This window comes from Sphingobacterium sp. KH_072 (assembly GCF_057837975.1).
Window position 1 is genome coordinate 2,835,720 of sequence record NZ_CM174457.1, and the last position, 24,548, is coordinate 2,860,267.

Genomic DNA, 24,548 nt, shown 5'->3' on the forward strand with positions numbered 1-24,548 from the left:
TTATTTTGATAATTTGTATAAATACTCTTTTCTTACATTTTCTGTATCAGCATGCTGATACTCAAAGATACGGGAATCCACAGGATTCATCGTATTAATTTTTTTCGCATCTCTCCGTTCTAGCATCGCCAGAAACTTATCCAATTGATATGTATCGGGTCGATCATCGGTGAGCCAAAGAAAATCCGGTACAAATTTAGGCACAAATTTAGATATCGCTATTTGCGCACCAATTCCGACCACCGTACCCGTGGTAAAACGGGTATGAATGGCCACCATCGCAAAATCACCCATAATCAAACCACATTTTAGCAAACCTGTATCGCGATAATTGTGGATTGCATAATCGTATAAGGTCACATTTTTCCAATCATTTCTCAGATTAGAATTGGAAGTGCCAGCGCCAAGATTACAACCTTCGCCAATCACAGCACAACCTAGATAACCTTCATGACCTTTTGCTGAGTTTCCCCAGATCACTGTATTATTAATCTCACCACAAACGGTAGATCCAGGTCCGATAGTAACATTGGGATAAATACGAGATCCCGTTTTCACACGTGCTCCTGCACAGATCGCGGCCGGACCTTTGATGTACACACCATCTTCCATCACAGCGCCTGCACCAATATAAATTGGCCCATCTTCGCTATGCAGCGTAACCCCACGAAATGTATGAGCACCTTCTAGTATAATCTGATCACCATAGTAAGTATTTCCGGCTGGCAAAGATTCCGAAGTAGCCCAATTCTGTGCGTGTGACAAATCTGTGCCGATCTCAGCTGCATTGGCCACATAAATATCTTCTGGGTATTGGATAAATCTGACGTTTTCGTCGCATGCGAACGCTTGCAAAGTGGGCACATCCGATTCTGAAAAGTAGGTTGTATAGGGAATACGACACGCAATCCATTGGCTGTCCTGCATCAATACAGAACCGACGGACAAAGTTTCTATTTGTTTGACCAGCACACTGCTTGGTAACACATTGCCCTTGATGAATACTACGGAATCCGCATCCCGCACTTGCCTACTATATTTTTCCCTCAAATAATCGACCGTGAGGTAAGAAATCGATGCACCGACGACAAATAATGCCCATTTCTGGGCGATGGTATATACACCAACTCGAAGATCAGAAACTGGCCTTGTAGCCACCAAAGGCAATAATTGACGGCGCCAAGGCGCATCATCAAACAGAAAGATGGTATCAATCATAGGCTAAAGATACAAAACAAAGGCAGAGGTACTACATCAGAAGCACTAGTGAATCACAACATCCATCTGAATCGGACATAAAAAAAGTCTCGACCTTATCAGTCGAGACTTTTATATGTATAAATCTGTCGTGCCAGAAGATTACTTCTTGTTGTAACGGCTACGGAATTTATCGATACGACCTGCCGTATCAACCAATTTCATTTTACCTGTATAAAATGGGTGTGAAGTATGGGAAATCTCCAATTTGACCAATGGATACTCGTTACCATCTTCCCAAGTGGTCGTTTCTTTAGTATCTACACATGATTTTGTCAAGAAAGAATACTCGTTAGACATATCTTTAAAGACAACTAATCTGTAGTTCGATGGATGCAAATCTTTTTTCATTTTATCTTATGATTACTTGTATACTCAATAATTGAGGTGCAAAGTTAACGTATTCCACAAACATAATCAAACATTTTAAATAAATATTCTCCTACAAAATTTTGAACGCAGGCTTCATGCCACGCAAAGCAATTTTAAACCAATTTACCCCTTAAATTTCCTAAGTTTGCAGTTGATAAAAATAAGAAAAGAAAATTATATGGCACTTTCCGCACAGGAACAGCAACGCAGGCAAAACCTACAGGGTATTATCGACTTAGGGATCAATCCCTACCCTGCCGAGGAGTTTGAGGTCAATGTAACCGCAGCCGATATCACGGAGAACTACGAAAGAGACAAGTTAAACTATAAGAATATCAGTTTTGCAGGACGCATCATGAGCCGCCGAATTATGGGCAGCGCGTCTTTCGTAGAACTACAAGATTCTACCGGACGCATTCAAGCTTACGTAAAGCGTGATGATATTTGCGCCGGAGAAGATAAAGCATTATACAACACGGTTTTCAAAAAGCTGTTGGACATTGGTGATATTATCGGCATAAAAGGATACGTTTTCACCACGCAGACAGGTGAAATCAGTATCCATGTGCAGGAACTAAAAGTGCTTACCAAAGCATTGCGCCCACTGCCGATTGTAAAAGAGGCTGATGGCAAAGTGTATGACGCTTTTACCGACCCAGAACAGCGCTACCGCATGCGTTACGTGGATCTGATTGTGAATTCGCAAAACAAAGAAATCTTCGTAAAACGTACGAAATTATACAGTGCCATGCGTCGCTTTTTTGATGACGCTGGTTATATGGAGGTAGAAACGCCGGTATTGCAATCTATACCGGGCGGAGCAGCTGCTCGTCCTTTCGTAACACATCATAATGCGTTGGACATTCCACTTTATTTGCGGATCGCGAATGAATTGTATCTAAAACGCTTGATCGTAGGTGGATTTGACGGGGTGTATGAATTCTCTAAAAACTTCCGTAACGAAGGAATGGATCGCACGCACAATCCAGAATTCACCGCGATGGAAATCTATGTAGCATACAAGGATTACAACTGGATGATGGACTTCACCGAGAAACTATTGGAGCACTGCGCTATCGCGGTGAATGGAACTTCAGAAGCTACCTTTGGTGAGCATAAAATCGACTTCAAAGCGCCTTATGCTCGCGTAACGATGACCGACGCCATCAAGCAGTTTACCGGCTTTGATATATTAGGCAAATCGGAAGATGAACTTCGCGAAGCAGCGCGGGGCATGGGCATTGCTGTCAACGAAACGATGGGAAAAGGTAAGTTGATCGATGAGATCTTTGGTGAGAAATGTGAAGGTAACTTCATTCAGCCGACTTTCATCACCGACTACCCTATTGAAATGTCGCCACTTACGAAAAAACACCGCGACAATCCGGAATTGACAGAGCGATTCGAATTGATGGTGTGTGGTAAAGAAATTGCCAATGCTTACTCGGAGTTGAATGATCCAATCGATCAACGCGCGCGTTTCGAAGACCAAATGTCGCTCTCTGAAAAAGGCGATGACGAAGCAATGTTTATCGATCAAGACTTCTTACGTGCATTGGAGTACGGTATGCCTCCTACATCAGGCTTAGGCATTGGAATGGATCGTTTGATAATGTTCTTGACGAATAACCCTTCCATTCAAGAAGTATTGTTCTTCCCGCAAATGCGCCCGGAGAAAGTGAACAAAGTATCTACCGAAGAAGAATTTGCCGCTTTAGGTATTCCTACAGGCTGGGTACCGGTGTTGCAAAAAATGGGCTTTGAGACGATCGAATCGTTGAAAGAAGCGAATCCAAATAAGGTTTTTAATGACTTAGGCGGCATGCGTAAAAAATTAAAACTGGATATATCCATGCCTTCTAAAGAGGAAGTAACTGCTTGGTTTGCCGCAGCACATTAATCATAACCTGTCTTATCAAGCATAAAAAAAGCGGGAGAACTTAAGTTCTCCCGCTTTTTTTATGCTTCTACTGGCTTAGCAGTAGTATCTGAAGGCTTGCGCCCTTCTGTTCTTTTTCCAGGTCTACTTGTTCCGTACGACCCGGTAATGATTTTTCCCTTTTTCGTTTTCTTATCACCTTTACCCATAGTTTTTAGTTTTAATGAACATTATGATTTGAACGCTCTATTAGCAATGTATTCATTTTTTGTGAAAGATGCAAATTCATAGCATGCTTTAAGGTAGCAGGCAGCGCCATAATTAGGTAATAAGTTATTTCTTTACTACATTTAATAAATTAATAAGCTTGTTTATTACCAAAATAATCCTTTTCCATCTACACTAATTGATTTATCCACTTAATGAAAACTACATTCGTACACGTACTAATCGTTACATTAGGAATACTGATTTATGTAGATAGCACAAATACCTACAGGACGTCACCACAAATCTATGTAGTACTAAAAGACACCATCAACCTTGCGGACACCATTCATATCACGGAGGTACCAATCGTCATCCACAAGCCTGCAACGCTTGAAATCCCGCATCATTTACGCACTCCATATAAAATAGAAAGCCCAATAGACGGAATTATTTTTTCGCCCGTTCCGGGCATCATGGGCGTAGGCATCAGTATCAATATCGAACGACTATATGCACGTTATTTCGAAATAAGCACAAATAGATTTCGCGAATTTGAAAGAAAAGACATCTTGGAGGGCTATCTCGATCAGGTATGGCTGCCAATTACTGCCACGTACACGGGTCTAGATACCGAAGATCTCCACTACTATCGTAGTTATTACCGTCCGAGCATCGAATTTATCACGCATCGCGAGCACCACGATCGCGTGAGCTACGTGATTGGCAAGGTCAAAAACTACAAAGATTCTTCCCAATACATACGCGATCAGGTGGATAAGCATTTTAAAGCTTTAGCCGGCGACGTGTACGACCTTAAATAAAAAATCCCGCTTCCTTTCGGAGCGGGATCAATATTCATCTATAAGAAATACATTATCCGCGACTATTATAGTTCGGAGCCTCTTTGGTGATTTGAATATTATGTGGATGCGATTCGCGTAAACCAGCACCGGTGATTTTCACAAATTGCGCATCTTGCAATCGCTCAATAGTAGCAGCGCCACAATAGCCCATCGATGCACGCAAACCGCCAATGTACTGATAGACGACCTCCGCCAATGTTCCTTTAACAGGAACACGACCGACAATACCTTCTGGTACCAGTTTTTTAATATCCTCTTCCACATCTTGGAAGTAACGATCTTTCGAACCTTTTTCCATCGCCTCTACAGAGCCCATACCGCGGTACGATTTAAACTTACGCCCTTCATAAATGATTGTTTCTCCAGGCGCTTCTTCCACACCTGCAAAAAGAGAACCCGCCATGATCGTATTGGCTCCAGCGGCGATTGCTTTTGCAATATCACCGGTTTGCTTGATCCCGCCATCGGCGATCAATGGTACACCCGTTCCTTTCAATGCTTTGGCCACTTCGTATACCGCGTATAATTGCGGAACACCTACCCCAGCAATAATTCTGGTCGTACAAATCGAACCCGGACCAATACCCACTTTTACGGCATCAGCTCCTGCATCGGCCAAATCTTTCGCAGCTTGTCCTGTCGCAATATTGCCGACAATCACTTGCAAATCTGGATAAGTAGCTTTGACTTCTTTTAACTTATTGATAACGCCCAACGAATGACCGTGTGCCGTATCTATCGTAACTACATCCACGCCAGCTTTCACCAAAGCATCTACACGCTCAATCGTATCGTGCGTAACCCCAACAGCAGCTCCGACTAACAAACGACCATGCTCATCTTTTGCAGCATTTGGGTAATGGCGGTATTTTTGAATGTCTTTAAAGGTAATCAAGCCTTTCAAAACACCATTTTTATCAACTACTGGTAGTTTTTCAATTTTATAATCGTGTAAGATCTCTTCTGCACGAATCAAATCCGTGCCTTCTGGCGCGGTCACCAGATTTGCTTTAGTCATCAGCTCTGCGATAGGCAACTGCATATCTTTCTGAAAACGAAGATCTCTGTTCGTGACAATACCTTGCAATTTACCATCCGAATCAATCACTGGAATACCACCAATTTTGTGGTCACGCATGATCTGAAAAGCATCACCTACCGTTGCATCCGTGTTTAAAGTAACTGGATCTTGAATCATACCACTCTCCGAGCGCTTAACCTTGCGCACTTCAGCAGCCTGTTCTTCGATGGTCATATTCTTGTGCAACATACCAATACCACCCGCTTGCGCAATGGCAATAGCCAGATCAGCACCCGTAACGGTATCCATCGCGGCAGATACTAAAGGAATATTAATTTTGATTTTACGTGTTAGATAGGTACTTGTATCAACATCGCGAGGCAGGATTTCCGAATAAGCTGGAATCAACAGCACATCGTCGTAAGTAAGTCCTTCTGCTACAAATTTGTGTGGATCTAATTGCATGGGCAAATATCTAAAGGGATTTCTATTTGCCAGACAAAAGTACTAAAAATAAATTAAGATGTCAAAATATATTTTCATAAAAAACATATGAATAATCAAGAAATATGCGCAGCTCGTATTTTTGGCAGGGTAATTGCGTAAATGTCGAAATATCGAATACAATAATTATTAAGTTATCAAATTACATCAACTATGAAAAAAGTACTACTATCATTATGCGCTGCAATTGCGATGGCATTTGGGGTGCAAGAAGCAAAAGCACAAACTCCTTACGGAACAGCTCTTGGTCTAGGGATTGACTTGGGTGACGGAACCACTTTTGTTGGACCTCAAATCAAACATAACTTTGGCGGATTTAATGCAGGTAACGCGCAAGTATTATTTGGTGGCGGCGCTACTGTATTAGGAGTTGATTACTCGTACAACAAAGCAATCCCTGGTGCAAGCGGATTGAACTGGTATTTAGGTGTTGGTCCTCAAGTAATGTTTGCTAACGAAAGATCATATTTCGCGATCCGTCCTGCTGCAGGTCTAGAATTTAAGGTACCACAAGCTCCTTTAGCAATGCACTTTGACTGGAAGCCTTGGTGGAATCTTACAAACAATTCTAACTTTGAACCTGCTCGTTTTAGCATCGGTTTGAAATTCACATTGAACTAACATCTAGTTTTAATAGCTTTAAAGCGCTCCTTTTGCATAGCAAAAGGAGCGCTTTTTTTTTGCGCATGTACCAAATTGTGGGAAACACAAACTTAACCGTCATTTGTTTGTGATAATACTCTTGTTTTTTCCATTTTTTTATACCTTTGCAAATCTTGAATATTTTTATTATTAAACTGAAAATACAACAAATCTTAATTATAACGACTGATAGAAATGCAGAGTAAAGGGCTGATTAAATTTTTGGTAGTAGTGGTTTCGTTAGCATGCCTCTACTCCCTATCTTTCACTTTTGTAACCAGAAAAGTGGAAAGTGATGCCGCAGAATACGCGCAGGGCGACATGCTCAAAGAAAAAGCGTATTTAGATTCGGTTGCCGGACAGGTGGTGTATAATCTTGGCGTAGCCAAATATACATATCGCGAAGCGAAAGCACGTGAGATCGCTTTAGGACTAGATCTTAAAGGTGGTATGAACGTGACGATGGAGATCTCTTTAGATGAGCTGATCCGTAATCTAGCAAACAATCCAAAGGATCAAGCTTTCAACAAATCGTTGGAAAACGCTTTAGCAAAAAGTAGAACAACCAACACTTCGTTGATCGACTTATTTGTAGATGAGTACAAAGCTTCTGGTTCAGGTACACCAATCGCATCTTTCTTTGCTACTAAAGATAATGCAGCTTCTGTTAGTGCAAACAGTTCAGAAGGTCAAGTGCGTACTTGGTTAAAGCGCGAAGCGGACAATGCGATCGAGAACTCGTACAAAGTACTACGCACCCGTATTGACAAATTCGGTGTAGCTTCTCCCAACATCCAGATTCAGCAAGGTACTAACCGTATCTTAGTAGAACTTCCGGGTATCAAAGACGAAGACCGCGTACGTAAATTGTTACAAGGATCTGCTAAATTGGAGTTTTTTGAAACGCATAGCAACCCCGATGTATATCCATTATTGGAAAACATCGACAAAACCTTAGCGGCTGCTTTACGCAATGATAAATCGGCAACAACAAGCGCTTCAACAACGAGCACAGATACAACTGCTGCCGCTGATACCACAGCTTCTGATGCCAACTTATTGGCTAATCTAGGCGCCAAAAATACGGACACAGATACATCTGCTGCGCAAGCACAATTAGCGCAACAAAACCCATTATTCGCTGTTCTTAACCCTTCGGTATTCCAAGGACAAAATGGACAACCTTCTTTGACACCAGGTGCAACAGTAGGTTATGCTCATTTGAAAGATACAGCGCGCGTAAACCAATACTTGAACCGCCCAGAAGTTCGTTCGATGGTTCCTTCGAATCTGAAATTTATGTGGTCGGTAAAACCGGAACACAACTCACCTGATTTCTTGTCGTTATTTGCGATTAAAACAAGCAATACAGAAAGCGGTGCCGTACTTACGGGCGACGTTATTACAGAAGCAAGCGATAATTTCGATAACAACAACAGACCTGTAGTTTCTATGGGAATGAATGCGGAAGGAGCGCGCCAATGGAGACGTATTACAGCACAAGCTGCTCAATCGAATGCATCCATCGCCATTATCTTGGATGGTGTGGTATATTCGGCACCTACGGTGAATGAAGAAATCCCAGGTGGTAACTCCTCTATCTCTGGAAACTTCACGATCGAAGACACCAAAGATTTAGCCAACGTATTGAAAGCTGGTCGTCTTCCGACTACCGCAAAAATTGTAGAAGAAGCGATTGTAGGACCATCACTGGGTCAAGCAGCTATCGATGCCGGCGTAAACTCAGCGGTGATTGGTTTTGTAGTCGTGATGATCTTCATGGTAGCTTATTACAACCGTGCTGGTATCGCTGCAAACATCGCGGTAGTATTCAACGTATTTTTCTTGTTAGGAATTCTAGCTTCGCTAAATGCTGTATTAACACTACCAGGTATTGCCGGTATCGTACTCACCATGGGTACGGCGGTAGATGCCAACGTACTTATCTATGAGCGTATTCGAGAGGAATTGGGCTTAGGAAAATCCATGCGCCAAGCCATCGCAGATGGTTACAAACATGCGATGCCTTCGATTCTCGATTCACAAATCACCACATTATTGGTGGGTGTGATCTTGTTCTTCACCGGTAGTGGACCTATTCAAGGTTTCGCGACTACGTTGATGATCGGTATTATCACGTCATTGTTCACCGCGATCTTCATTTCTCGTTTGATTTTCGAGTACTTGTTAGACAAAGACAAAAAGATTTCACTTTCTTTTCCTTGGTCTGCAAATACGTTGAAAAACGCAAACTTCCAGTTTGTAGCAAAGAGAAAAGTGTACTATATCATCTCTGCGATAGTATCTGTATTGTGTATCATCTCGATCTTCACCAAAGGATTTTCTCTTGGAGTAGATTTCCAAGGCGGTCGCACATACACGATTCGTTATGACAACAATGTCAACCTAGAAGATGTACGTCGCAATTTGGATGAGGTGTTTCAATCGACTACCGAGGTAAAAACCTTTGGTAGTGAAAACCAAATCAAAGTAACTACGACCTACCACATCGAAGAAACAAGTGACCAAGCCGATGGCGAAGTATTAGCCAAATTGAATGAAGGTTTAACGAAGGTAAGTGACAGTAAATATGAGATCCTTTCGCAGCAAAAAGTAGGACCTTCTATCGCTAGTGACATTCGCGACCGCGCAATCTATGCTGCTGTATTCTCTATTTTAGTGATTGCAGCATACATTTTGATTCGTTTCCGCAGATGGCAGTATTCGGTATCTGCAGCGATCTCTACCACACATGATGGTATTGTATTGTTAGGTATCTTCTCTGTATTGGATGGGCTAGTACCATTCTCCTTAGATATCGATCAGCATTTCGTAGCCGCGTTATTGACCGTGTTAGCGTACTCGGTGAATGATACCGTGGTTGTATTTGACCGTCTTCGTGAATACTTAACAAAACCTTTCGGTAAGAACGAAAACTTAGGCAGCACCATCAACAGAGCGATCAACTCCACATTGAGTCGTACCATCATTACCTCGTTGACATTGATCTTCGTATTGGCGGTGTTATTTATATTCGGTGGTGAGGTGATTAGAGGTTTCTCTTTCGCTATCTTGATTGGTATTATTGTAGCAACCTACTCTTCTATCTTTATCGCTGCACCAACCATGTACGATTTGACTCCAGAGGAGAAAGCGGCACAAGATATTGCTCCGAATGTGAAGGAGGTAAAAACAGTGACAAATTAATCGGAAACGATAGTTTCAAACATATAACAGCGGGCTTTCTGGGAACAGAAAGCCCGCTGTTTTTCATAGCTATGCGAAGCAACGGTTAAGAAGAGTTAAAGAGTTTGCACCCGCTTCATCCTTGGCGTATATTTGACTATTCATAATTTTAGGTTAATAATTGGTTAGTTTAGCATTGCCGCTCTCCCCGAGTGGCAATGCTTTTTTTATGTGTTATCACATGGTATATTCAAGCCCTATTATAGCAAGGAGATGACACATTTAGCATAGCAGCTATTACCCAATATTCCTCATTTTTATTTAGCTTTGAGCAGTATTTAGATGACAATCATGAAAGGTAAATTTTCAATAGTAGGTTTGGCAATCGCTCTTGTTGTAGCGGCCTGTAATAACCCTGGAGCCGACAAAAACCAAGCAGCAGATCCGCACGCAGGACACGATCACAGCACGCAAGCAGAAACGGCTACATCGCATGCTCAAACTCCGCCGCCTGCTCAGCCAGAAGAGCAAGATCCGACAGCAAGCATCCCAGAGTTTAAGTTTTACAAGGTGAAGTCGGGCTTCGGTTATGAGAAGAAAGATATACCTAGTGGCAAAAACACCGTTTTCATCTTGTTCGATCCTTCTTGCGGGCATTGCCAACAAGAAACACAAGCTCTGGCCAAAAACTACGACAAGATTAAAGACATCAATATCCTATACATTTCGATGAACGACCCAGGTTTGATGGTCAATTTCCTACCTTCTTTCGGTAAAGAACTAGATGGCAAATCTAATGTAGAAGTTTTATATGATCGGAATCAGGAGTTTATCCGCAAATTCCACATCCCGAGCATGTTCCCAGCTAACTATGTGTACGGAGCCGATGGCAACTTGAAAAACCACTGGGTTGGCGAAAAAGGTATCGATGAAATTTTAACCGCATTTGTACAGTAATAGCATAGATGAGGATTGTAATAAACGGATTTGGACGAATAGGCAGGCATACCCTTCGTCATTTACTTCAGCGCGAGCTGGAAGGAGTAACAGTTGTTGCCATTAACGATTTGGCGGATGCAGCCACACTGGCGCATCTTTTTAACTACGACTCCGTACACGGCCCAGCTCCCATGCCCGTAGCGCATCGAGATGGTAATTTGGAAGTCGGAACGCAATCCATACAGATCTATAATGAAAAAGATCCAGAACGGTTGCCGTGGTCTGTTTTAGGCATAGATTTAGTCATCGAGTCTACGGGGCATTTTACCACATCCACTGCCGCAGCAAAACATTTGTTGGCCGGTGCGCGTCAAGTCGTGATCTCCGCTCCATCACCAGATAAAGAAATTCCTACGGTCGTATTGGGCATCAACGATGACACATTTGACTGGAATGCACCGATATTCTCCAACGCATCTTGTACTACGAATAACGTCGCGCCATTAGTCAAAATCTTGGACGACAATTGGTCCATTCAAGATGGCTACATCACTACGGTACACTCCATGACCGGAGATCAGAATTTGCATGATGCACCGCATCGAGATTTGCGACGGGCGCGCGCTGCATCATCTTCCATTATCCCAACATCGACTGGTGCGGCAAAAGCCATTACGAATGTGTTCACTCATTTAGAAGGAAAATTAGGCGGAGCAGGTATTCGGGTACCCGTATTGAATGGTTCTCTCACCGATTTTACCTGTACCTTAGCAAAGCCTACTACGGTCGAAGAAATCAACGCGAAGTTTAAAGCTGCTGCCGAAGGTGATTTGAAAAATGTGCTGTACTACACCGAAGATCCGATTGTATCGGTCGATATTATCAATAATCCCTATTCCTGCGTATTTGATGCGCAACTGACTTCTGTGGTCGGTGGGTTGGTGAAAGTAGTGGGCTGGTATGACAATGAATACGGCTATTCTAACCGCATGGTTGATATCGTACAGATTCTAAGTCGCTTAGAGGCGACCCTCGACGCCTAATCCAAAGAGCGCAAAATCATATTTTACGGGATCCGCAGGATCTAGCAAACGCAATTGAGCAGTCAATTCCATCGCCATATTCCAATTGACGGTCGGCGTGGTAATCATGCCTAACTTCCTACCTACGCGCTCTACATGTACATCGCATGGGCTGATCAAATCGGCCGGATGTATCTTCGACCAGATTCCAAAATCCACCCCTTGCGTATCACGGCGCACCATCCAGCGCAAAAACATGTTTAAGCGCTTACAGCTAGATTTTTGCATCGGAGAACTGATGTGTTTACGAGTACGCTCTGGATAATCGAGTAAGGAAAAGAAATACGATTTAAAATAGTTGAGTGCCTGCTCTACGGATACGTGTTCACGATCTTCTTGCCCCCATACAAAAGCCATTTCCAACGACTCATGCTGCGCATAATGATGACGCAGGAAGGCGATAAAATAAAGCAAGTCGGTATCGTTAAACGTACGATGCTTGAATCCCAGCAGACCAGCAAGATCCTGATCGGAATGGTGTAATACAAAAGCATAAGGTTCGCCCTGCATCCGTGCAATCAGCTCGGTGCATTTGTTGATAATGGTTTTGCGTTGTCCCCAAGCCATTATGCTGGCAAACAGCCCCATAATCTCGATATCCTGCTTTAAGGTAAAGCGATGTGGAATCACGATCGGATCATACTCGATAAAACTCGGGCGATTGTATTCTGCGACCTTTTGATCCAAAAATTCTTTTAAATCAAAATGAGCCATACCTTACTAACCTACGATCTGTTTATAAATAGCGTCTTTGAGCTGCTGAATGTTTTTACCAGAAACAGAAGAGATAAATAGGTGCGGAATATCTTTTGGTACTTCCGCTTTCATTTGCTCTTCCAACTCTTCATCCAACATATCCGATTTGGTGATCGCCAACATACGTGGTTTGTCTACCAACTCCGGATTATAGGCCGTAAGCTCCCGCAATAGAATATCGTATTCTTCTGCAATGGTACGATCGGTATCTGCCGGTACCATAAATAGTAAAACAGAGTTGCGCTCAATATGTCTCAGAAAACGGTAACCTAAACCCTTACCTTCCGACGCACCTTCGATAATACCCGGAATATCAGCCATCACGAAAGACTTGCTATCGCGATACGATACAATACCCAAATTCGGCACGATGGTCGTAAACGGATAATCAGCAATTTCTGGTTTAGCAGCCGATACCACGGATAACAATGTGGATTTACCTGCATTGGGAAATCCAACCAAGCCCACGTCGGCAAGCACTTTGAGTTCCAGAATCATCCACTCCTCTTTACCGGGAATACCGGGCTGCGAATAACGTGGCGTTTGCTGAGTGGGCGTTTTGAAATGCCAGTTGCCCAAGCCACCCTTACCACCAGGAGTTAAGATTTTGGTCTCGCCTTCTTCCGTAATTTCAAACAAGACCTCACCAGTTTCCGCATTTTTGGCAATTGTACCTAGCGGCACTTCCAAGATTTCATCTTTACCGGTTGCGCCAGATTTCAACGCGCTTCCGCCTCGTTCGCCATCGGCAGCGATAATATGTTTACGGTACTTTAAATGCAGCAAGGTCCAGTGATTGGTAGATCCTTTGAGAATGATATGACCACCACGGCCGCCATCACCGCCATCCGGACCACCTTTGGCGGTCGTCTTGTCTCTATGTAGATGTGCCGAACCTGCACCTCCGTGACCAGAACGACAACATACCTTTACATAATCAACAAAATTAGAACCCTGTGCCATATCAATCTTAAAATTATCGTAGATTAACCTACTTTATGTGTATCGATCACTTTCGTTAGGTTGACGAATATCTCATCAATCTCTCCGATGCCATCGATCTTATTTAATTTATCCTGTTTTTCGTAGTATGGCAACACGTGTATCGTCTTGCTAAAATACTCCTCAATACGTTTTTTCAATTTGTCTGCCGCATCGTCTGCTCGGCCAGATATTTCTTGCCTCTTAGCAATACGCTCGGTCAGTTCCGCTTCACTTACGTCTAGTGCTAGCACTGTACTGATAGGTTGTCCGTTTGATTCCAAAAACTGATCTAACGCTTCTGCTTGAGCTACCGTTCGTGGAAAACCATCAAAGATGAAACCCTTCGCAGTTTGATGCTCATTGATTTCTTGCTCTAGCATCGAAATAGTAATTGAATCCGGCACCAAATTACCTTCAGCGATAATCTGATTTACCTTCTTGCCCAGTTCCGTCTCGTTCTTAATATGCGCGCGAAACATATCTCCGGTCGAGATATGATGCAATCCATATTGAGCGATTAGTTTTTCAGACTGTGTCCCCTTACCTGCACCAGGAGGGCCAAAAATTACAAGGTTTAACATAACTTTCTGTTATTTTGTTTATTGCAAAATAAAAGCCTAATCCGTGGATCGAATTAGGCTTTGATGTTAATTAAGTGCGCTCAAAGGGAGTCGAACCCCTAACCTCCTGATCCGTAGTCAGGTGCTCTATCCAATTAAGCTATGAGCGCCGCTTCCAAAAGCACATCGAGTCTGGCCCGTTTTGTTTTGGTGATGCAAATATAGTAAAATGCTTTATGCTAACAAATATTTTTTCATGAAATCAGAGACTAATGCATCGTTATCTCCTCTAGAAACAAGGTAAAACACTTCATAATGAAGACCTAACGCAGAGAGAACAAATCCTCTACGCCCAGCAATTTTCTACTCGTAAAACCTTCACCATAAGTTGTCTGAATGCTACGACCAAATTCTCGTGCTCTCCCCTCCGTATATAGAATAAAGTCTGGCGTCGAGATATATGTCTGTGGTTCGTTGCTATCTGCTGGCGCATTGAATTGCGTCGTGTAGGCCAATATCGATTGTTTCTTCACTTCCCAATAAGGCGTAATATCCAATATAATATCTGGCTGTATGTATTTATCTTGAATTAACTGCAACTGTAATCTCGGACGAAAGCTTTCCTGAGCTCCCTGCTCATCGCTCGTCTCGATCCGCCTCAATCCAGCTAGAAATAGTGCATCATTCACCAGTTTGCTAGCGCGACCGTGATCTGGATGCCGATCATCCACCGCATTAGTAATAACTATTTCCGGACGATATTGGCGAATGCATTGGACAATCGCTAGCTGATGGGCTTCATTATTTTCAAAAAATCCATCTCTCAAACCCAAATTAATCCGAACGGCAACACCTAAAATATCAGCGGCAGCTTGTGCTTCGGCGGCGCGCGTTTCTGCTGTTCCGCGCGTACCCAATTCACCACGGGTAAGATCTACAATTCCTACTCTTTTCCCTTCGGCGACATATCTTGCAATCGTACCGCCTGCCCCTAGCTCCGCATCGTCGGGATGCACTGTTATCACCATCAAATCCAATTCCATACCGGTAGATTATTGTTTAAAAAATGTAAACAAATATAATGTTTAAACGCTTAAATTGGGAGAATATTTGAAATTAGACATTATTTCCAGAAAAACTAATACGATTTACTAACTCACTATCCACTAGCGATTAGTGACCATAGGTCGCGCTTGTTCGTACTCCCGAATGATGGTTTCGATGACGAAATCTTCCTGTGGATCGTAGGTACTTTTGAGATTGTGTCCTACTACGCGCGCCACACCTTGGTATACAAAAGCGGTGACTCCGCCCTTCATCTCTTTGACTAAATCGTAACTGGTATTGCCCGTCTGCCTTTCGATCAATTTGATTAAGATCTTGCCTTGACTGACGGAAAGGTTTTTCACTTCAGAATTAATCTTGTGCTTAATCTCGTGCTCGCATTCTTTGACCAGCTTGCGGTGTTCTTTTTTACTTTGCGCTTGCGCCAAATCGCGATCCAATTGAGCATAGCGTTTCTGTGCATATATCGCGTAAGGAAGCACACGAAGTACATTTCGCTTTAGGCGCAGGTATTGCATACGCTCCTCTTCACTCTTCCAAGGTCGAAAACCCACCACCACCACCTCGGGAATGAGAAAGGCAGGCACGACTTCACCACTTTCTAAGCGAACGGTCTGATAGGTATCTACTACTTGCGCTTGACCGGCACCATAATGCGGCATAATCAATTGCTGAGCACCTCCCATCAAGGGAAGGAAGATAAACATAGCAACCGCACTAATCAAGACTCTCATACACGAATTAAATCGCAATTTCATTTTAAAAACACATGAATTTTCCTTAAATTTATTCTTAACAAGAATCATGCTACTTTACCCTACCCGCTTAAACTAGTAAAGATAAAGTAAATTGAAACAACTCACAACCTTTGGGAGATGATATGGAAGAATATGTGATTGATATTGAGGCGGAAAACAAGGAGATAAGGAAACGATATCGAGCACTGTTGCGAGCATGTAAACCCACTTTGCAACGTGGGGACAAACAGGAAATCCGTAAGGCCTTCGATTTATCATTGGAGAGCCACAAAGATATGCGCCGAAAATCTGGCGAGCCGTATATTTATCATCCGATTGCGGTAGCGCAAATTGCTGCTGAAGAGATTGGATTGGGCACCACTTCGATCGTGTGTGCGCTATTGCATGATGTGGTAGAAGATACCAGCATGACCGTAGAAGAGATCGAGCAGCAGTTCGGCAAAAAGGTAGCGCGTATTATCGATGGATTGACGAAAATATCCGGCATCTTCGATACGAATAGTTCCATTCAGGCCGAGAATTTTCGCAAAATGCTGCTCACGCTGGCAGACGATGTTCGCGTCATCTTAATCAAGCTGGCCGACCGACTACATAATATGCGTACCATGGAATTCATGGCACGCCACAAGCAACTTAAAATCGCCTCGGAAACCAGCTATTTATATGCGCCACTCGCGCATCGCTTGGGTCTGTACGCTATAAAATCGGAGTTGGAAGATCTGTCTATGAAATACACAGATCCCGATACCTATAAATTTATTGCTAGAAAGCTTAATGAGAAGAAGGCCGAACGCGAGAAGTTTATCAGCGGCTTCGTCGCTCCGATCAAGGAGATTCTGGCTGGAGAAGGCATTACAGCCGATGTATTCGGTCGGCCGAAATCCATCCATTCGATCTGGAATAAGATGCGCAAGAAATCTATCCCTTTCGAAGAGGTATACGATCTTTTTGCGATTCGCGTCATTATTGATACGGTCGATGAAAAAGAGAAAACAGAATGCTGGAAGGTCTATTCTATTGTAACTGATCTGTATCGCCCTAATCCCGACCGCTTGCGCGATTGGATTTCTTCGCCAAAAGGTAATGGCTACGAATCGTTGCACACGACCTTGATGGGGCCTCGTGGGCAATGGGTAGAAGTGCAAATACGCACCAAACGCATGAACGAAATTGCGGAGAAAGGTTTTGCAGCACACTGGAAATATAAAGAATCCAATTCGGATAGCGGCTTGGATCAATGGATTCAGAAAGTACGCGATGTATTGAATACGGCGGAGGCTGACGCGATCGATTTTGTCGATGATTTTAAGATGAATCTATTCTCGGACGAGATTTTCATCTTTACACCAAAAGGCACGTTAGTGCAGTTGCCACACAATGCAACTGCACTCGACTTTGCTTTTGAGATTCACTCCGACATTGGTGCTACCTGTATTGGGGCCAAGGTAAATCAAAAATTGGTGCCGCTAGCACACCATTTGCATAATGGCGATCAAGTAGAGATCATCACCTCAGCGAAGCAAAGTCCGAAAGAAGATTGGCTCAACTTTGTGGTTACCGCCAAGGCGCGCTCGAAGATAAAATCTTCACTCAAAGAAGAGAAAAGGCGCGTAGCGGAAGATGGTAAGGAAATTCTAGAAAGAAAACTCAAGTCCTTAAAGATCACGTACAACACAGACAATATCAATAAGATTGCAAACCACTTTAAGTTTGCCAGTTCTCAGGATCTCTTTTTCCAAGTAGCCAAAGGAACGATTGATATTAAGAATTTAAGAGAATTTGCCGCTTCGGAAAAATCGGAAGATGCTAATAATAACCTGTTTCAATCGCATGTCTCTGGCTTGGTCGAGAAGATCAACAAGAAAGACATGGACACGATCCTCATTGGGGATGATTTGCAAAAGATCGACTACACCTTAGCACCTTGTTGTAATCCGATTCCGGGAGATGATATCTTTGGTTTCCTAACGGTGAATGATGGCATTAAGATTCACAGAACCAGCTGTCCGAACGCCTCTCGCCTGATGGCCAACTATGGTTATCGAATCTTGAAAGCACAATGGTCTTCATCGCAAGGCAATACCTCTTTCTTAACAGGGCTTCGTATTGTGGGTATTGATGATGTCGGTTTGGTCAATAAAATCACGACGGTGATTTCCAGAAATTTCAACGTCAATATCCGATCATTGTCTATTTCCAGTAATGAAGGTATCTTTGAAGGAAGCATCATGGTATTTGTCAACGATATTGAACAGCTGGAAAACCTTATTAGCAACGTACTACGCATCCCTGGTATTACCAGTGTATCGCGGTACGAATCGGAAAACCGGAGTTAAGAGGGTGGGTCTTCAGTTCTCGTTTTAATAGGACATTAAGTTGATATGATATTCCAGCAAAATTTGGTAAATTTGTACAGAAGAATACAAGGAATGTATGAAGCAAGGTGAAAGTTACGAAACAGTAAAAAAGATATTTGAAGCATATCTGGAAAACAAGAATCTGAGAAAGACTCCTGAAAGATATGCTATTCTGGAAGAGATCTATTCTCGGACAGATCACTTCGATGTGGAATCGTTGTATATCCACATGAAGAACAAAAAATATCGAGTGAGCAGAGCGACAGTCTACAATACGTTGGAGCTGCTGGTATCATGTGATTTGGTGACCAAGCATCAATTTGGTCGCAATATGGCACAGTTTGAGAAGTCGTATGGCTACAAGCAGCATGATCATATCATCTGTATTGAGTGCAATAAGGTGGTCGAATTTTGCGACCCTCGCATCCATCAGATTCAAAGTATGATGGGCGAATTGTTGAAGTTCGAGATCAAACATCACTCCCTAAATCTATACGGAGTCTGCGAAGAATGTAGAGAGAAAGATGCTGCTAAGTCTGCTACAGAGACGGTAGCATCCGAAGTTTAGTGTTATGTCTGCTTTTTTGACATAAGTTTCACTTTTCTGGATAACAATAGTACTTTTGTTCGGGATAATTGAACACTTCATTTATCCCGAACTTTTTTATTTAGTACGCATTGCAAAGTATACAATTTATTTAATCATATATCTCAATTCAATATGCAAGTTGATGTCCTTTTGGGCTTACAATGGGGAGACGAAGGTAAAGGAAAAATCGTCGATGTTTTTTGCCCAAAATACGATTTGATTGCCCGTTTTCAAGGCGGACCGAATGCTGGCCATACGCTGGAGTTTGATAACAAGAAATTTGTCTTAAACACCATTCCTTCCGGAATCTTTAACGAAGACACCTTAAACCTGATCGGTAATGGTGTAGTTATCGACCCGATCATCCTAAAAAGAGAACTGGACAACCTGAAACAAGCGGGATTTGATCCAGTTTCAAAAGGTAAATTGGTTATTGCACGCAAAGCACACTTGATCTTACCGACGCATCAACTATTGGATGCAGCGTCTGAAAGCAACATGGGTACGGGTAAAATTGGTTCTACTTTAAAAGGTATCGGACCAACTTACATGGATAAAACAGGCCGTAATGGTCTGCGTGTAGGTGACACTACCTTGCCAGACTTCTTGGATCGCTATGAGAAATTGAAACAAAAACACCTCTCTATCTTAGCACACTATGGCGATTTGCCTGATTTTGCAGATCGTGAAAAAGCGTTCTTAGAAGCGGTAGAATTCTTAAAAAGCATTCCGCACGTAGATTCAGAACACTTAGTCAATCAATACCTAAAAGATGGCAAACGTGTATTGGCCGAAGGTGCACAAGGAACTTTATTAGATGTAGACTTTGGATCGTATCCATTCGTAACCTCTTCCAACACGACTACGGCAGGCGCTTGTACCGGATTAGGTATTGCTCCAAATCGTATCGGCGCTGTATATGGCATCTTTAAAGCATATGCAACACGTGTGGGCGGCGGCCCATTCCCAACAGAATTGCATGATGAAACAGGCGAGCAACTTCGCAAGCTGGGTCATGAATTTGGCGCCACTACAGGCCGTGCTAGACGTACAGGATGGATTGACATTCCAGCTCTTAAATATGCCATCATGATCAACGGGGTAACCGAATTAATCATGATGAAAGCAGATGTATTGGACACATTTGATAAAATCTACGCATGTACTCATTACAAGCACAATGGTGAAGTAATCGACTACATGCCTTACGAGATCATCACAAATGAAGCAGTGCCAGTATACGAAGAAATCGAAGGATGGAATCAGGATCTAACCGGTATTCGTAAACCAGATGAAATCCCTGCTGCGCTTAATAATTACATCGCTTACTTAGAGAAAGCGTTGGAAGTGCCGATCAAATACCTTTCGGTAGGTCCAGATCGCGTACAGACTATCGTACTTTAAAGCGATTAGGTAATGCCTACGGCAACGTTTGTGATGGAAGATACAGATTTTCTGGCTAAAGCATTGCTTTGGACAGAATCTTTTGACACCGCTTGTCTGCTACACTCCAATGAATTTGTCGATCCTTATACCAACGTACAAAGTATCTTGGCGGTGGGTGCCAGACAGCAGATTGAAGCCGACGGCATCAATACATTTTCTAAAATAGAAGCTTTTAAAACCAAACATCCGCACGAGTGGATGTTTGGTTTTTTTGGTTACGACCTCAAGAACGAAATCGAAGATCTGCGCACTGCACTGACAGATGAACTAGAATTTCCAGACGCGTACTTTTTCGTACCTGAAATACTACTCCATTTTCAAGACGAAAAAGTCGTGATTGATACCCCACTTACAGTGGATGTCCAAGCAGTTTACGAAAGTATTTGCAAAACAATCTTATCTTTTGAAATACCCCAACTGACTCGCCCTTTCCGGAAACGGATGAGCAAAGCAGCATATATGGAGTCGTTTCATCAGCTAAAGCAGCATATACAACGCGGTGATATTTACGAAGTGAATTTATGTCAAGAATTCTATCAGGAAGATTGTGCCATTCATCCGCCAAGTGTTTATTGGAAGCTAAACAACGTATCCCCGACGCCATTTTCTACCTTTTTCAAATTTCAGGATCTGTATATCCTATCCGCATCGCCAGAGCGATTCATCGCGAAAAGAGGCAGCACACTTTTATCACAACCAATTAAGGGTACTGCAAAGCGCGGTAATACGGAGCGCGAAGATTGGGAAATCATAAAACGCCTGCAATCCGATCCGAAAGAAATTGCCGAAAATGTCATGATTGTCGATCTGGTGCGCAACGACCTAACTCGAAGCGCTAAAGCAGGCAGCGTGGCCGCCGAACGCCAGCCGAAAGTACATACTTTCCGCCAAGTACATCAATTGGTATCAACAATTACCTGTGAGATTGATCCTACTGTGACAGAGTTGGAAGCCATCCAGCGCGTATTCCCAGCTGGATCGATGACTGGAGCACCCAAAGTAAGTGCAATGGAATTATGTGATCGTTACGAGAAGTCTAAACGTGGCGTGTACGCCGGCGCGGTCGGTTATTTCTCTCCAGATGGCAACTTTGACTTTAATGTAGTGATCCGCACGCTACTCTACAATCAGGCAAAGCAATACCTTTCCTTCCATACGGGTGGTGCGATTACTATTGATGCTGAAGCCAAAAAAGAATACGCGGAGTGCTTACTGAAGGCAAATGCAATCCTAACAGCACTTGATAGCCAACTAGAAAACTAACCCGTATATCAACTTGTCATTCGCTGTAAGGCGTCATCTAATTATAGGTGCCATATCTTTATCTTCCGACAAGTCAAGCAGATGTAGAATGTTAAGAAGACGTTATTTATACGGAATGATTCTATTACTAGATCTTAATGTCAAAATAAAGAAGTACATTTACCGTGTAAAAAAATGTGTGCATCACCTGATTAATGGTTATGCTTATAAATACTGTCTATTATTCCGTAGCATACTTAAACATCTATCTATCAGACCCTCCAACTTAATCATTATGGAAATTGCCACGAAATTTTACAAAACAGCCCTATGAAAAAATCAACAAAGTTCAGTAATAAAGATACGTCCTTCTCTAAGATCTTGAAAAGTCGGGTAAACGAATACTTTCAGAGTTCCGCACAGCATACCACAGGAGGCTCCAAAATGTACCAGAAATCGATCCTGTTAATTAGCTCCGCTATTATTTTATACAGTATCTTGGTTTTTGCAACACCATTCTGGCCAATATCAGTGGTATTATGTATTTTGCTGGGGATAAATTTTGCCGCTATTGGATTCAACATCATGCATGATGCTGGACACAATAGTTTATCAAGTAATAAAAATGTAAACACATTTCTGTCTTATTCCTTGAATGCACTAGGAGGAAACATCTACCTCTGGAAGCTAAAGCACAATATAGCACATCATACATACACCAATATTGAAGGTGAGGATCATGATATTGAGATCAAGTTCTTAAGAATCCACGATTCGCAAGAGCCTAAAAGTCACCATCGGTACCAGCACTTCTATTTTCCGGTGCTTTACGCTGTATCTTATTTAGCTTGGATCTTTTTTCAGGATTACGAAAAATACTTTAGACGGAGACTAGGAAAGCACTCGGCTTTGTTTAACATGCCTAACAAGGAAAAGTGGATTTTTTGGATCAGTAAGATCGTACATTTTCAACTATTCATTACCATTCCGGTATTGGTCGTGGGATGGTTACCTGCTTTAGTCGGACTTCTTGTGGCTGGATTTGCGTGCGGCATCTGTTTAGCGACCGTTTTTCAGTTGGCACATGTGGTGACAGAAACAGAGTTTACAGCTAGTGAACCGGGTCTTATGGAAGACGAATGGACAGTACATCAGCTGAGCACTACGGCCAACTTTGCTACACGAAACAAGGTATTGACCTGGTTATTAGGCGGATTGAACTTCCAAGTAGAACATCATTTATTTCCCAAAATAAGTCATATACACTATCCGGAAATTAATAAAATTGTCAAGAATGTCTGTGAAGAGTTTCGGGTAAACTACATTGAATTTGCATCTCTTGGACAGGCATGGAAGTCGCACACCAGTGTGATTAAAAGTATGTCACGGTAATTATTATCTGGACAACATTTATTCTTGTCTTTGATAAGGAACTCAAAAATAGTTTTATACCAGATCATCAAATTACAAAGGCGCAGCGATGTAAAATATCGCTGCGCCTTTGTACATCCTAAGCTCTTTCGCAACCTCTCCTGTTGGAAAAAATAGGACATAAAAAAACCGTCTTGCGTGGCAAAACGGTTTGTACAATATATGCAAAAATTAACTTATATCAACTTAACATTTACTGCGTTTGGTCCTTTGCGACCTTGTTCAACTTCAAAAGAAACGTGATCGTGTTCACGGATATCTTGAGTCAATCCTGAAACATGAACGAAAACTTCTTGACCACCGTCATTTGGAGTTATAAATCCGAAACCCTTGGTTTCGTTGAAAAATTTTACTATGCCTTCTTGCATTACTTTTTGGTATAAAATATTATTAATGTTGTAAATGTACACAAAATTTATTAGGATAGGTACAAAATTTACTAGCAAATCTTAATACTTTAAACTGAGTGGATACGAGGGCTTCAGCCACAACGTATAAAACCGGGTTTATTACATCATAAATATGATAATTGACCTAAAAGAGAGGCATTCAATTGTATTATTTTTTTTGTATTATTCGCCGACCACGTTAGCACAATTATAAATTTTAAATGTTATTCTTCTGCCAGGAATGGCTTCATATGCGGTAGCACCTAATCGTTGTGCTGTGTTGCATCTACATAAGCGTATCAAAACGCAGCAGCTTCAGCATAAGTACTTGGTTTGAGCTATTATTAAAACAATCTAACGCTCTTAAATATTATAAGATAGAGGATGCGTACAATAGTCTATCATCAACGTAAAACATAAACAATTAATTATCATGGCAACGAAAGTCGAAACAAAGAACACGGGTTTGAAAAAGGAAAGATCGAATGAAACCTACCAAGAGTTGACATCTGTAGTAAAGAAGAATAAGGAGAACAGGCAAGATAAGGATGCAGAAGCCGGCGTAGATGCTACCGAAGAACAAATAAATGACATGCCAAACGACCCAGAAGCTAAAATTCCAGAAAAGAATGATTAGGAGATCGACCTAGATTGTTTTTTTATTTACGAAGCGTTTGACAATGTCAATCAGATCTTCCATTTCAAATGGTTTAGCTAAATAGCCGTCGGCACCGGCGCTATCTGCAATTTCTGCAATATACTTATTCGCAGACATAAGCAGGATAGGTATATGTTGGGTGAGAGGTTGCTCCTTTAGCTCTCGACAAATTACTCGGCCATCCGCACCAGACATCCAAATATCCAACAGAATCAAATCTGGCAGGTCATCAACTACCAGACTTGCGACCCCATCAGGTTCGATTAACTGATGCACTTCATATCCCTCCCCTTCCAGTATGATACTAACCACATCTAGGATTCCCTCATTATCGTCAATAACCAGTATTTTTTCCATA

23 protein-coding genes and 1 tRNA gene are annotated in these 24,548 nt (G+C 42.2%); 12 read left to right on the forward strand and 12 right to left on the reverse strand.

Annotated features, from left to right (window positions below; genetic code table 11):
- Both AC3IRT_RS12780 and AC3IRT_RS12785 read right to left on the reverse strand, forming a co-directional pair.
- Positions 1-1,218, reverse strand: coding sequence for a putative sugar nucleotidyl transferase (locus tag AC3IRT_RS12780; RefSeq protein WP_489393602.1), 1,218 nt, complete (start codon positions 1,216-1,218; stop codon positions 1-3).
- Between the two features lie 141 nt (positions 1,219-1,359).
- Positions 1,360-1,608, reverse strand: a complete 249-nt coding sequence (locus AC3IRT_RS12785; RefSeq protein WP_116774508.1) for a type B 50S ribosomal protein L31 — start codon at positions 1,606-1,608, stop codon at positions 1,360-1,362.
- A 199-nt stretch (positions 1,609-1,807) separates the two neighbouring features.
- On the opposite strand from AC3IRT_RS12785, the gene lysS reads away from it, so the two are divergent.
- A complete protein-coding gene (gene lysS, locus AC3IRT_RS12790) occupies positions 1,808-3,529 on the forward strand; it encodes a lysine--tRNA ligase (protein WP_489393603.1) in 1,722 nt (573 codons plus the stop codon).
- 59 nt (positions 3,530-3,588) lie between these two features.
- Here the strand turns inward: lysS and AC3IRT_RS12795 are convergent, their stop codons facing one another.
- Positions 3,589-3,717 carry a 30S ribosomal protein THX gene (locus tag AC3IRT_RS12795; protein ID WP_489393604.1) on the reverse strand — a complete coding sequence of 43 codons (129 nt, stop codon included), beginning with the start codon at positions 3,715-3,717 and terminating at the stop codon, positions 3,589-3,591.
- Positions 3,718-3,930: 213 nt separating this feature from the next.
- Between AC3IRT_RS12795 and AC3IRT_RS12800 the strand changes: the two genes are divergently transcribed.
- Complete coding sequence (locus AC3IRT_RS12800; protein ID WP_489393605.1) at positions 3,931-4,539, forward strand: hypothetical protein; 609 nt, start codon at positions 3,931-3,933, stop codon at positions 4,537-4,539.
- A 52-nt stretch (positions 4,540-4,591) separates the two neighbouring features.
- Here AC3IRT_RS12800 and guaB read toward each other — a convergent pair whose 3' ends face one another.
- Entirely contained in the window at positions 4,592-6,067 is a 1,476-nt protein-coding gene (gene guaB / locus AC3IRT_RS12805) for an IMP dehydrogenase (protein WP_489393606.1), read from the reverse strand.
- A 192-nt stretch (positions 6,068-6,259) separates the two neighbouring features.
- Between guaB and AC3IRT_RS12810 the strand changes: the two genes are divergently transcribed.
- The 4 genes from AC3IRT_RS12810 to gap all read left to right on the forward strand — a co-directional run bounded on the left by AC3IRT_RS12810 (position 6,260) and on the right by gap (position 11,916).
- Entirely contained in the window at positions 6,260-6,727 is a 468-nt protein-coding gene (locus AC3IRT_RS12810) for a hypothetical protein (protein WP_489393607.1), read from the forward strand.
- Between the two features lie 216 nt (positions 6,728-6,943).
- Positions 6,944-9,955, forward strand: coding sequence for a protein translocase subunit SecDF (gene secDF / locus AC3IRT_RS12815; protein WP_489393608.1), 3,012 nt, complete (start codon positions 6,944-6,946; stop codon positions 9,953-9,955).
- Between the two features lie 330 nt (positions 9,956-10,285).
- The gene (locus AC3IRT_RS12820) at positions 10,286-10,891 is read left to right on the forward strand and encodes a peroxiredoxin family protein (protein WP_489393609.1); all 606 of its coding nucleotides are present in this window, start codon (positions 10,286-10,288) and stop codon (positions 10,889-10,891) included.
- Positions 10,892-10,899: 8 nt separating this feature from the next.
- Positions 10,900-11,916 (forward strand): type I glyceraldehyde-3-phosphate dehydrogenase, encoded by a 1,017-nt coding sequence (gap, locus tag AC3IRT_RS12825; protein WP_489393610.1) that lies wholly within the window; start codon positions 10,900-10,902, stop codon positions 11,914-11,916.
- Here gap and AC3IRT_RS12830 read toward each other — a convergent pair.
- The 6 genes from AC3IRT_RS12830 to AC3IRT_RS12855 form a co-directional block, all read right to left on the reverse strand.
- A complete protein-coding gene (locus AC3IRT_RS12830) occupies positions 11,893-12,669 on the reverse strand; it encodes a TIGR02757 family protein (RefSeq protein ID WP_489393611.1) in 777 nt (258 codons plus the stop codon). The two genes, gap and AC3IRT_RS12830, sit on opposite strands and share 24 nt — an antisense overlap.
- A 6-nt stretch (positions 12,670-12,675) precedes the next feature.
- Positions 12,676-13,674 carry a GTPase ObgE gene (gene obgE, locus AC3IRT_RS12835; protein ID WP_489393612.1) on the reverse strand — a complete coding sequence of 333 codons (999 nt, stop codon included), beginning with the start codon at positions 13,672-13,674 and terminating at the stop codon, positions 12,676-12,678.
- Positions 13,675-13,697: 23 nt separating this feature from the next.
- Entirely contained in the window at positions 13,698-14,276 is a 579-nt protein-coding gene (locus AC3IRT_RS12840; protein WP_489393613.1) for an adenylate kinase, read from the reverse strand.
- A 75-nt stretch (positions 14,277-14,351) separates the two neighbouring features.
- A tRNA-Arg gene (locus tag AC3IRT_RS12845) sits at positions 14,352-14,425 on the reverse strand.
- A gap of 153 nt (positions 14,426-14,578) precedes the next feature.
- Complete coding sequence (gene bshB1 / locus AC3IRT_RS12850) at positions 14,579-15,298, reverse strand: bacillithiol biosynthesis deacetylase BshB1 (RefSeq protein WP_489393614.1); 720 nt, start codon at positions 15,296-15,298, stop codon at positions 14,579-14,581.
- 123 nt (positions 15,299-15,421) lie between these two features.
- Positions 15,422-16,054 (reverse strand): DUF4294 domain-containing protein, encoded by a 633-nt coding sequence (locus AC3IRT_RS12855; protein WP_489393615.1) that lies wholly within the window; start codon positions 16,052-16,054, stop codon positions 15,422-15,424.
- A 146-nt stretch (positions 16,055-16,200) separates the two neighbouring features.
- On the opposite strand from AC3IRT_RS12855, the gene AC3IRT_RS12860 reads away from it, so the two are divergent.
- The 5 genes from AC3IRT_RS12860 (at position 16,201) to AC3IRT_RS12880 (ending at position 23,104) form a co-directional block, all read left to right on the forward strand.
- Positions 16,201-18,414, forward strand: coding sequence for a RelA/SpoT family protein (locus AC3IRT_RS12860; protein WP_489396132.1), 2,214 nt, complete (start codon positions 16,201-16,203; stop codon positions 18,412-18,414).
- A 97-nt stretch (positions 18,415-18,511) separates the two neighbouring features.
- Positions 18,512-19,003: a Fur family transcriptional regulator gene (locus AC3IRT_RS12865; protein ID WP_489393616.1), complete on the forward strand. Its 492-nt coding sequence runs from the start codon at positions 18,512-18,514 to the stop codon at positions 19,001-19,003.
- 153 nt (positions 19,004-19,156) lie between these two features.
- Positions 19,157-20,428 (forward strand): adenylosuccinate synthase, encoded by a 1,272-nt coding sequence (locus AC3IRT_RS12870; protein ID WP_489393617.1) that lies wholly within the window; start codon positions 19,157-19,159, stop codon positions 20,426-20,428.
- Between the two features lie 12 nt (positions 20,429-20,440).
- Positions 20,441-21,733: an anthranilate synthase component I family protein gene (locus AC3IRT_RS12875; RefSeq protein WP_489393618.1), complete on the forward strand. Its 1,293-nt coding sequence runs from the start codon at positions 20,441-20,443 to the stop codon at positions 21,731-21,733.
- 309 nt (positions 21,734-22,042) lie between these two features.
- Positions 22,043-23,104: a fatty acid desaturase family protein gene (locus tag AC3IRT_RS12880; RefSeq protein ID WP_489393619.1), complete on the forward strand. Its 1,062-nt coding sequence runs from the start codon at positions 22,043-22,045 to the stop codon at positions 23,102-23,104.
- Positions 23,105-23,319: 215 nt separating this feature from the next.
- Here the strand turns inward: AC3IRT_RS12880 and AC3IRT_RS12885 are convergent, their stop codons facing one another.
- Positions 23,320-23,511 (reverse strand): cold-shock protein, encoded by a 192-nt coding sequence (locus tag AC3IRT_RS12885; RefSeq protein ID WP_066754255.1) that lies wholly within the window; start codon positions 23,509-23,511, stop codon positions 23,320-23,322.
- A gap of 454 nt (positions 23,512-23,965) precedes the next feature.
- Here AC3IRT_RS12885 and AC3IRT_RS12890 point away from each other — a divergent pair, with 454 nt between their 5' ends.
- Positions 23,966-24,169, forward strand: coding sequence for a hypothetical protein (locus tag AC3IRT_RS12890; protein WP_489393620.1), 204 nt, complete (start codon positions 23,966-23,968; stop codon positions 24,167-24,169).
- A gap of 9 nt (positions 24,170-24,178) precedes the next feature.
- Here AC3IRT_RS12890 and AC3IRT_RS12895 read toward each other — a convergent pair whose 3' ends face one another.
- Complete coding sequence (locus tag AC3IRT_RS12895) at positions 24,179-24,547, reverse strand: response regulator (protein WP_489393621.1); 369 nt, start codon at positions 24,545-24,547, stop codon at positions 24,179-24,181.
- Position 24,548 lies beyond the last annotated feature (1 nt).

Coding starts and splice junctions, on each gene's coding strand:
- secDF (WP_489393608.1), top strand. CDS start 6,944: ATGCAGAGTAAAGGGCTGATTAAATTTTTGGTAGTAGTGGTTTCGTTA.
- AC3IRT_RS12860 (WP_489396132.1), top strand. CDS start 16,201: ATGGAAGAATATGTGATTGATATTGAGGCGGAAAACAAGGAGATAAGG.
- AC3IRT_RS12885 (WP_066754255.1), bottom strand. CDS start 23,511: ATGCAAGAAGGCATAGTAAAATTTTTCAACGAAACCAAGGGTTTCGGA.
- AC3IRT_RS12865 (WP_489393616.1), top strand. CDS start 18,512: ATGAAGCAAGGTGAAAGTTACGAAACAGTAAAAAAGATATTTGAAGCA.
- obgE (WP_489393612.1), bottom strand. CDS start 13,674: ATGGCACAGGGTTCTAATTTTGTTGATTATGTAAAGGTATGTTGTCGT.
- guaB (WP_489393606.1), bottom strand. CDS start 6,067: ATGCAATTAGATCCACACAAATTTGTAGCAGAAGGACTTACTTACGAC.
- gap (WP_489393610.1), top strand. CDS start 10,900: ATGAGGATTGTAATAAACGGATTTGGACGAATAGGCAGGCATACCCTT.
- AC3IRT_RS12840 (WP_489393613.1), bottom strand. CDS start 14,276: ATGTTAAACCTTGTAATTTTTGGCCCTCCTGGTGCAGGTAAGGGGACA.
- AC3IRT_RS12810 (WP_489393607.1), top strand. CDS start 6,260: ATGAAAAAAGTACTACTATCATTATGCGCTGCAATTGCGATGGCATTT.
- AC3IRT_RS12870 (WP_489393617.1), top strand. CDS start 19,157: ATGCAAGTTGATGTCCTTTTGGGCTTACAATGGGGAGACGAAGGTAAA.
- AC3IRT_RS12855 (WP_489393615.1), bottom strand. CDS start 16,054: ATGAGAGTCTTGATTAGTGCGGTTGCTATGTTTATCTTCCTTCCCTTG.
- AC3IRT_RS12780 (WP_489393602.1), bottom strand. CDS start 1,218: ATGATTGATACCATCTTTCTGTTTGATGATGCGCCTTGGCGCCGTCAA.
- lysS (WP_489393603.1), top strand. CDS start 1,808: ATGGCACTTTCCGCACAGGAACAGCAACGCAGGCAAAACCTACAGGGT.
- bshB1 (WP_489393614.1), bottom strand. CDS start 15,298: ATGGAATTGGATTTGATGGTGATAACAGTGCATCCCGACGATGCGGAG.
- AC3IRT_RS12800 (WP_489393605.1), top strand. CDS start 3,931: ATGAAAACTACATTCGTACACGTACTAATCGTTACATTAGGAATACTG.
- AC3IRT_RS12880 (WP_489393619.1), top strand. CDS start 22,043: ATGAAAAAATCAACAAAGTTCAGTAATAAAGATACGTCCTTCTCTAAG.
- AC3IRT_RS12795 (WP_489393604.1), bottom strand. CDS start 3,717: ATGGGTAAAGGTGATAAGAAAACGAAAAAGGGAAAAATCATTACCGGG.
- AC3IRT_RS12875 (WP_489393618.1), top strand. CDS start 20,441: ATGCCTACGGCAACGTTTGTGATGGAAGATACAGATTTTCTGGCTAAA.
- AC3IRT_RS12820 (WP_489393609.1), top strand. CDS start 10,286: ATGAAAGGTAAATTTTCAATAGTAGGTTTGGCAATCGCTCTTGTTGTA.
- AC3IRT_RS12890 (WP_489393620.1), top strand. CDS start 23,966: ATGGCAACGAAAGTCGAAACAAAGAACACGGGTTTGAAAAAGGAAAGA.
- AC3IRT_RS12785 (WP_116774508.1), bottom strand. CDS start 1,608: ATGAAAAAAGATTTGCATCCATCGAACTACAGATTAGTTGTCTTTAAA.
- AC3IRT_RS12830 (WP_489393611.1), bottom strand. CDS start 12,669: ATGGCTCATTTTGATTTAAAAGAATTTTTGGATCAAAAGGTCGCAGAA.
- AC3IRT_RS12895 (WP_489393621.1), bottom strand. CDS start 24,547: ATGGAAAAAATACTGGTTATTGACGATAATGAGGGAATCCTAGATGTG.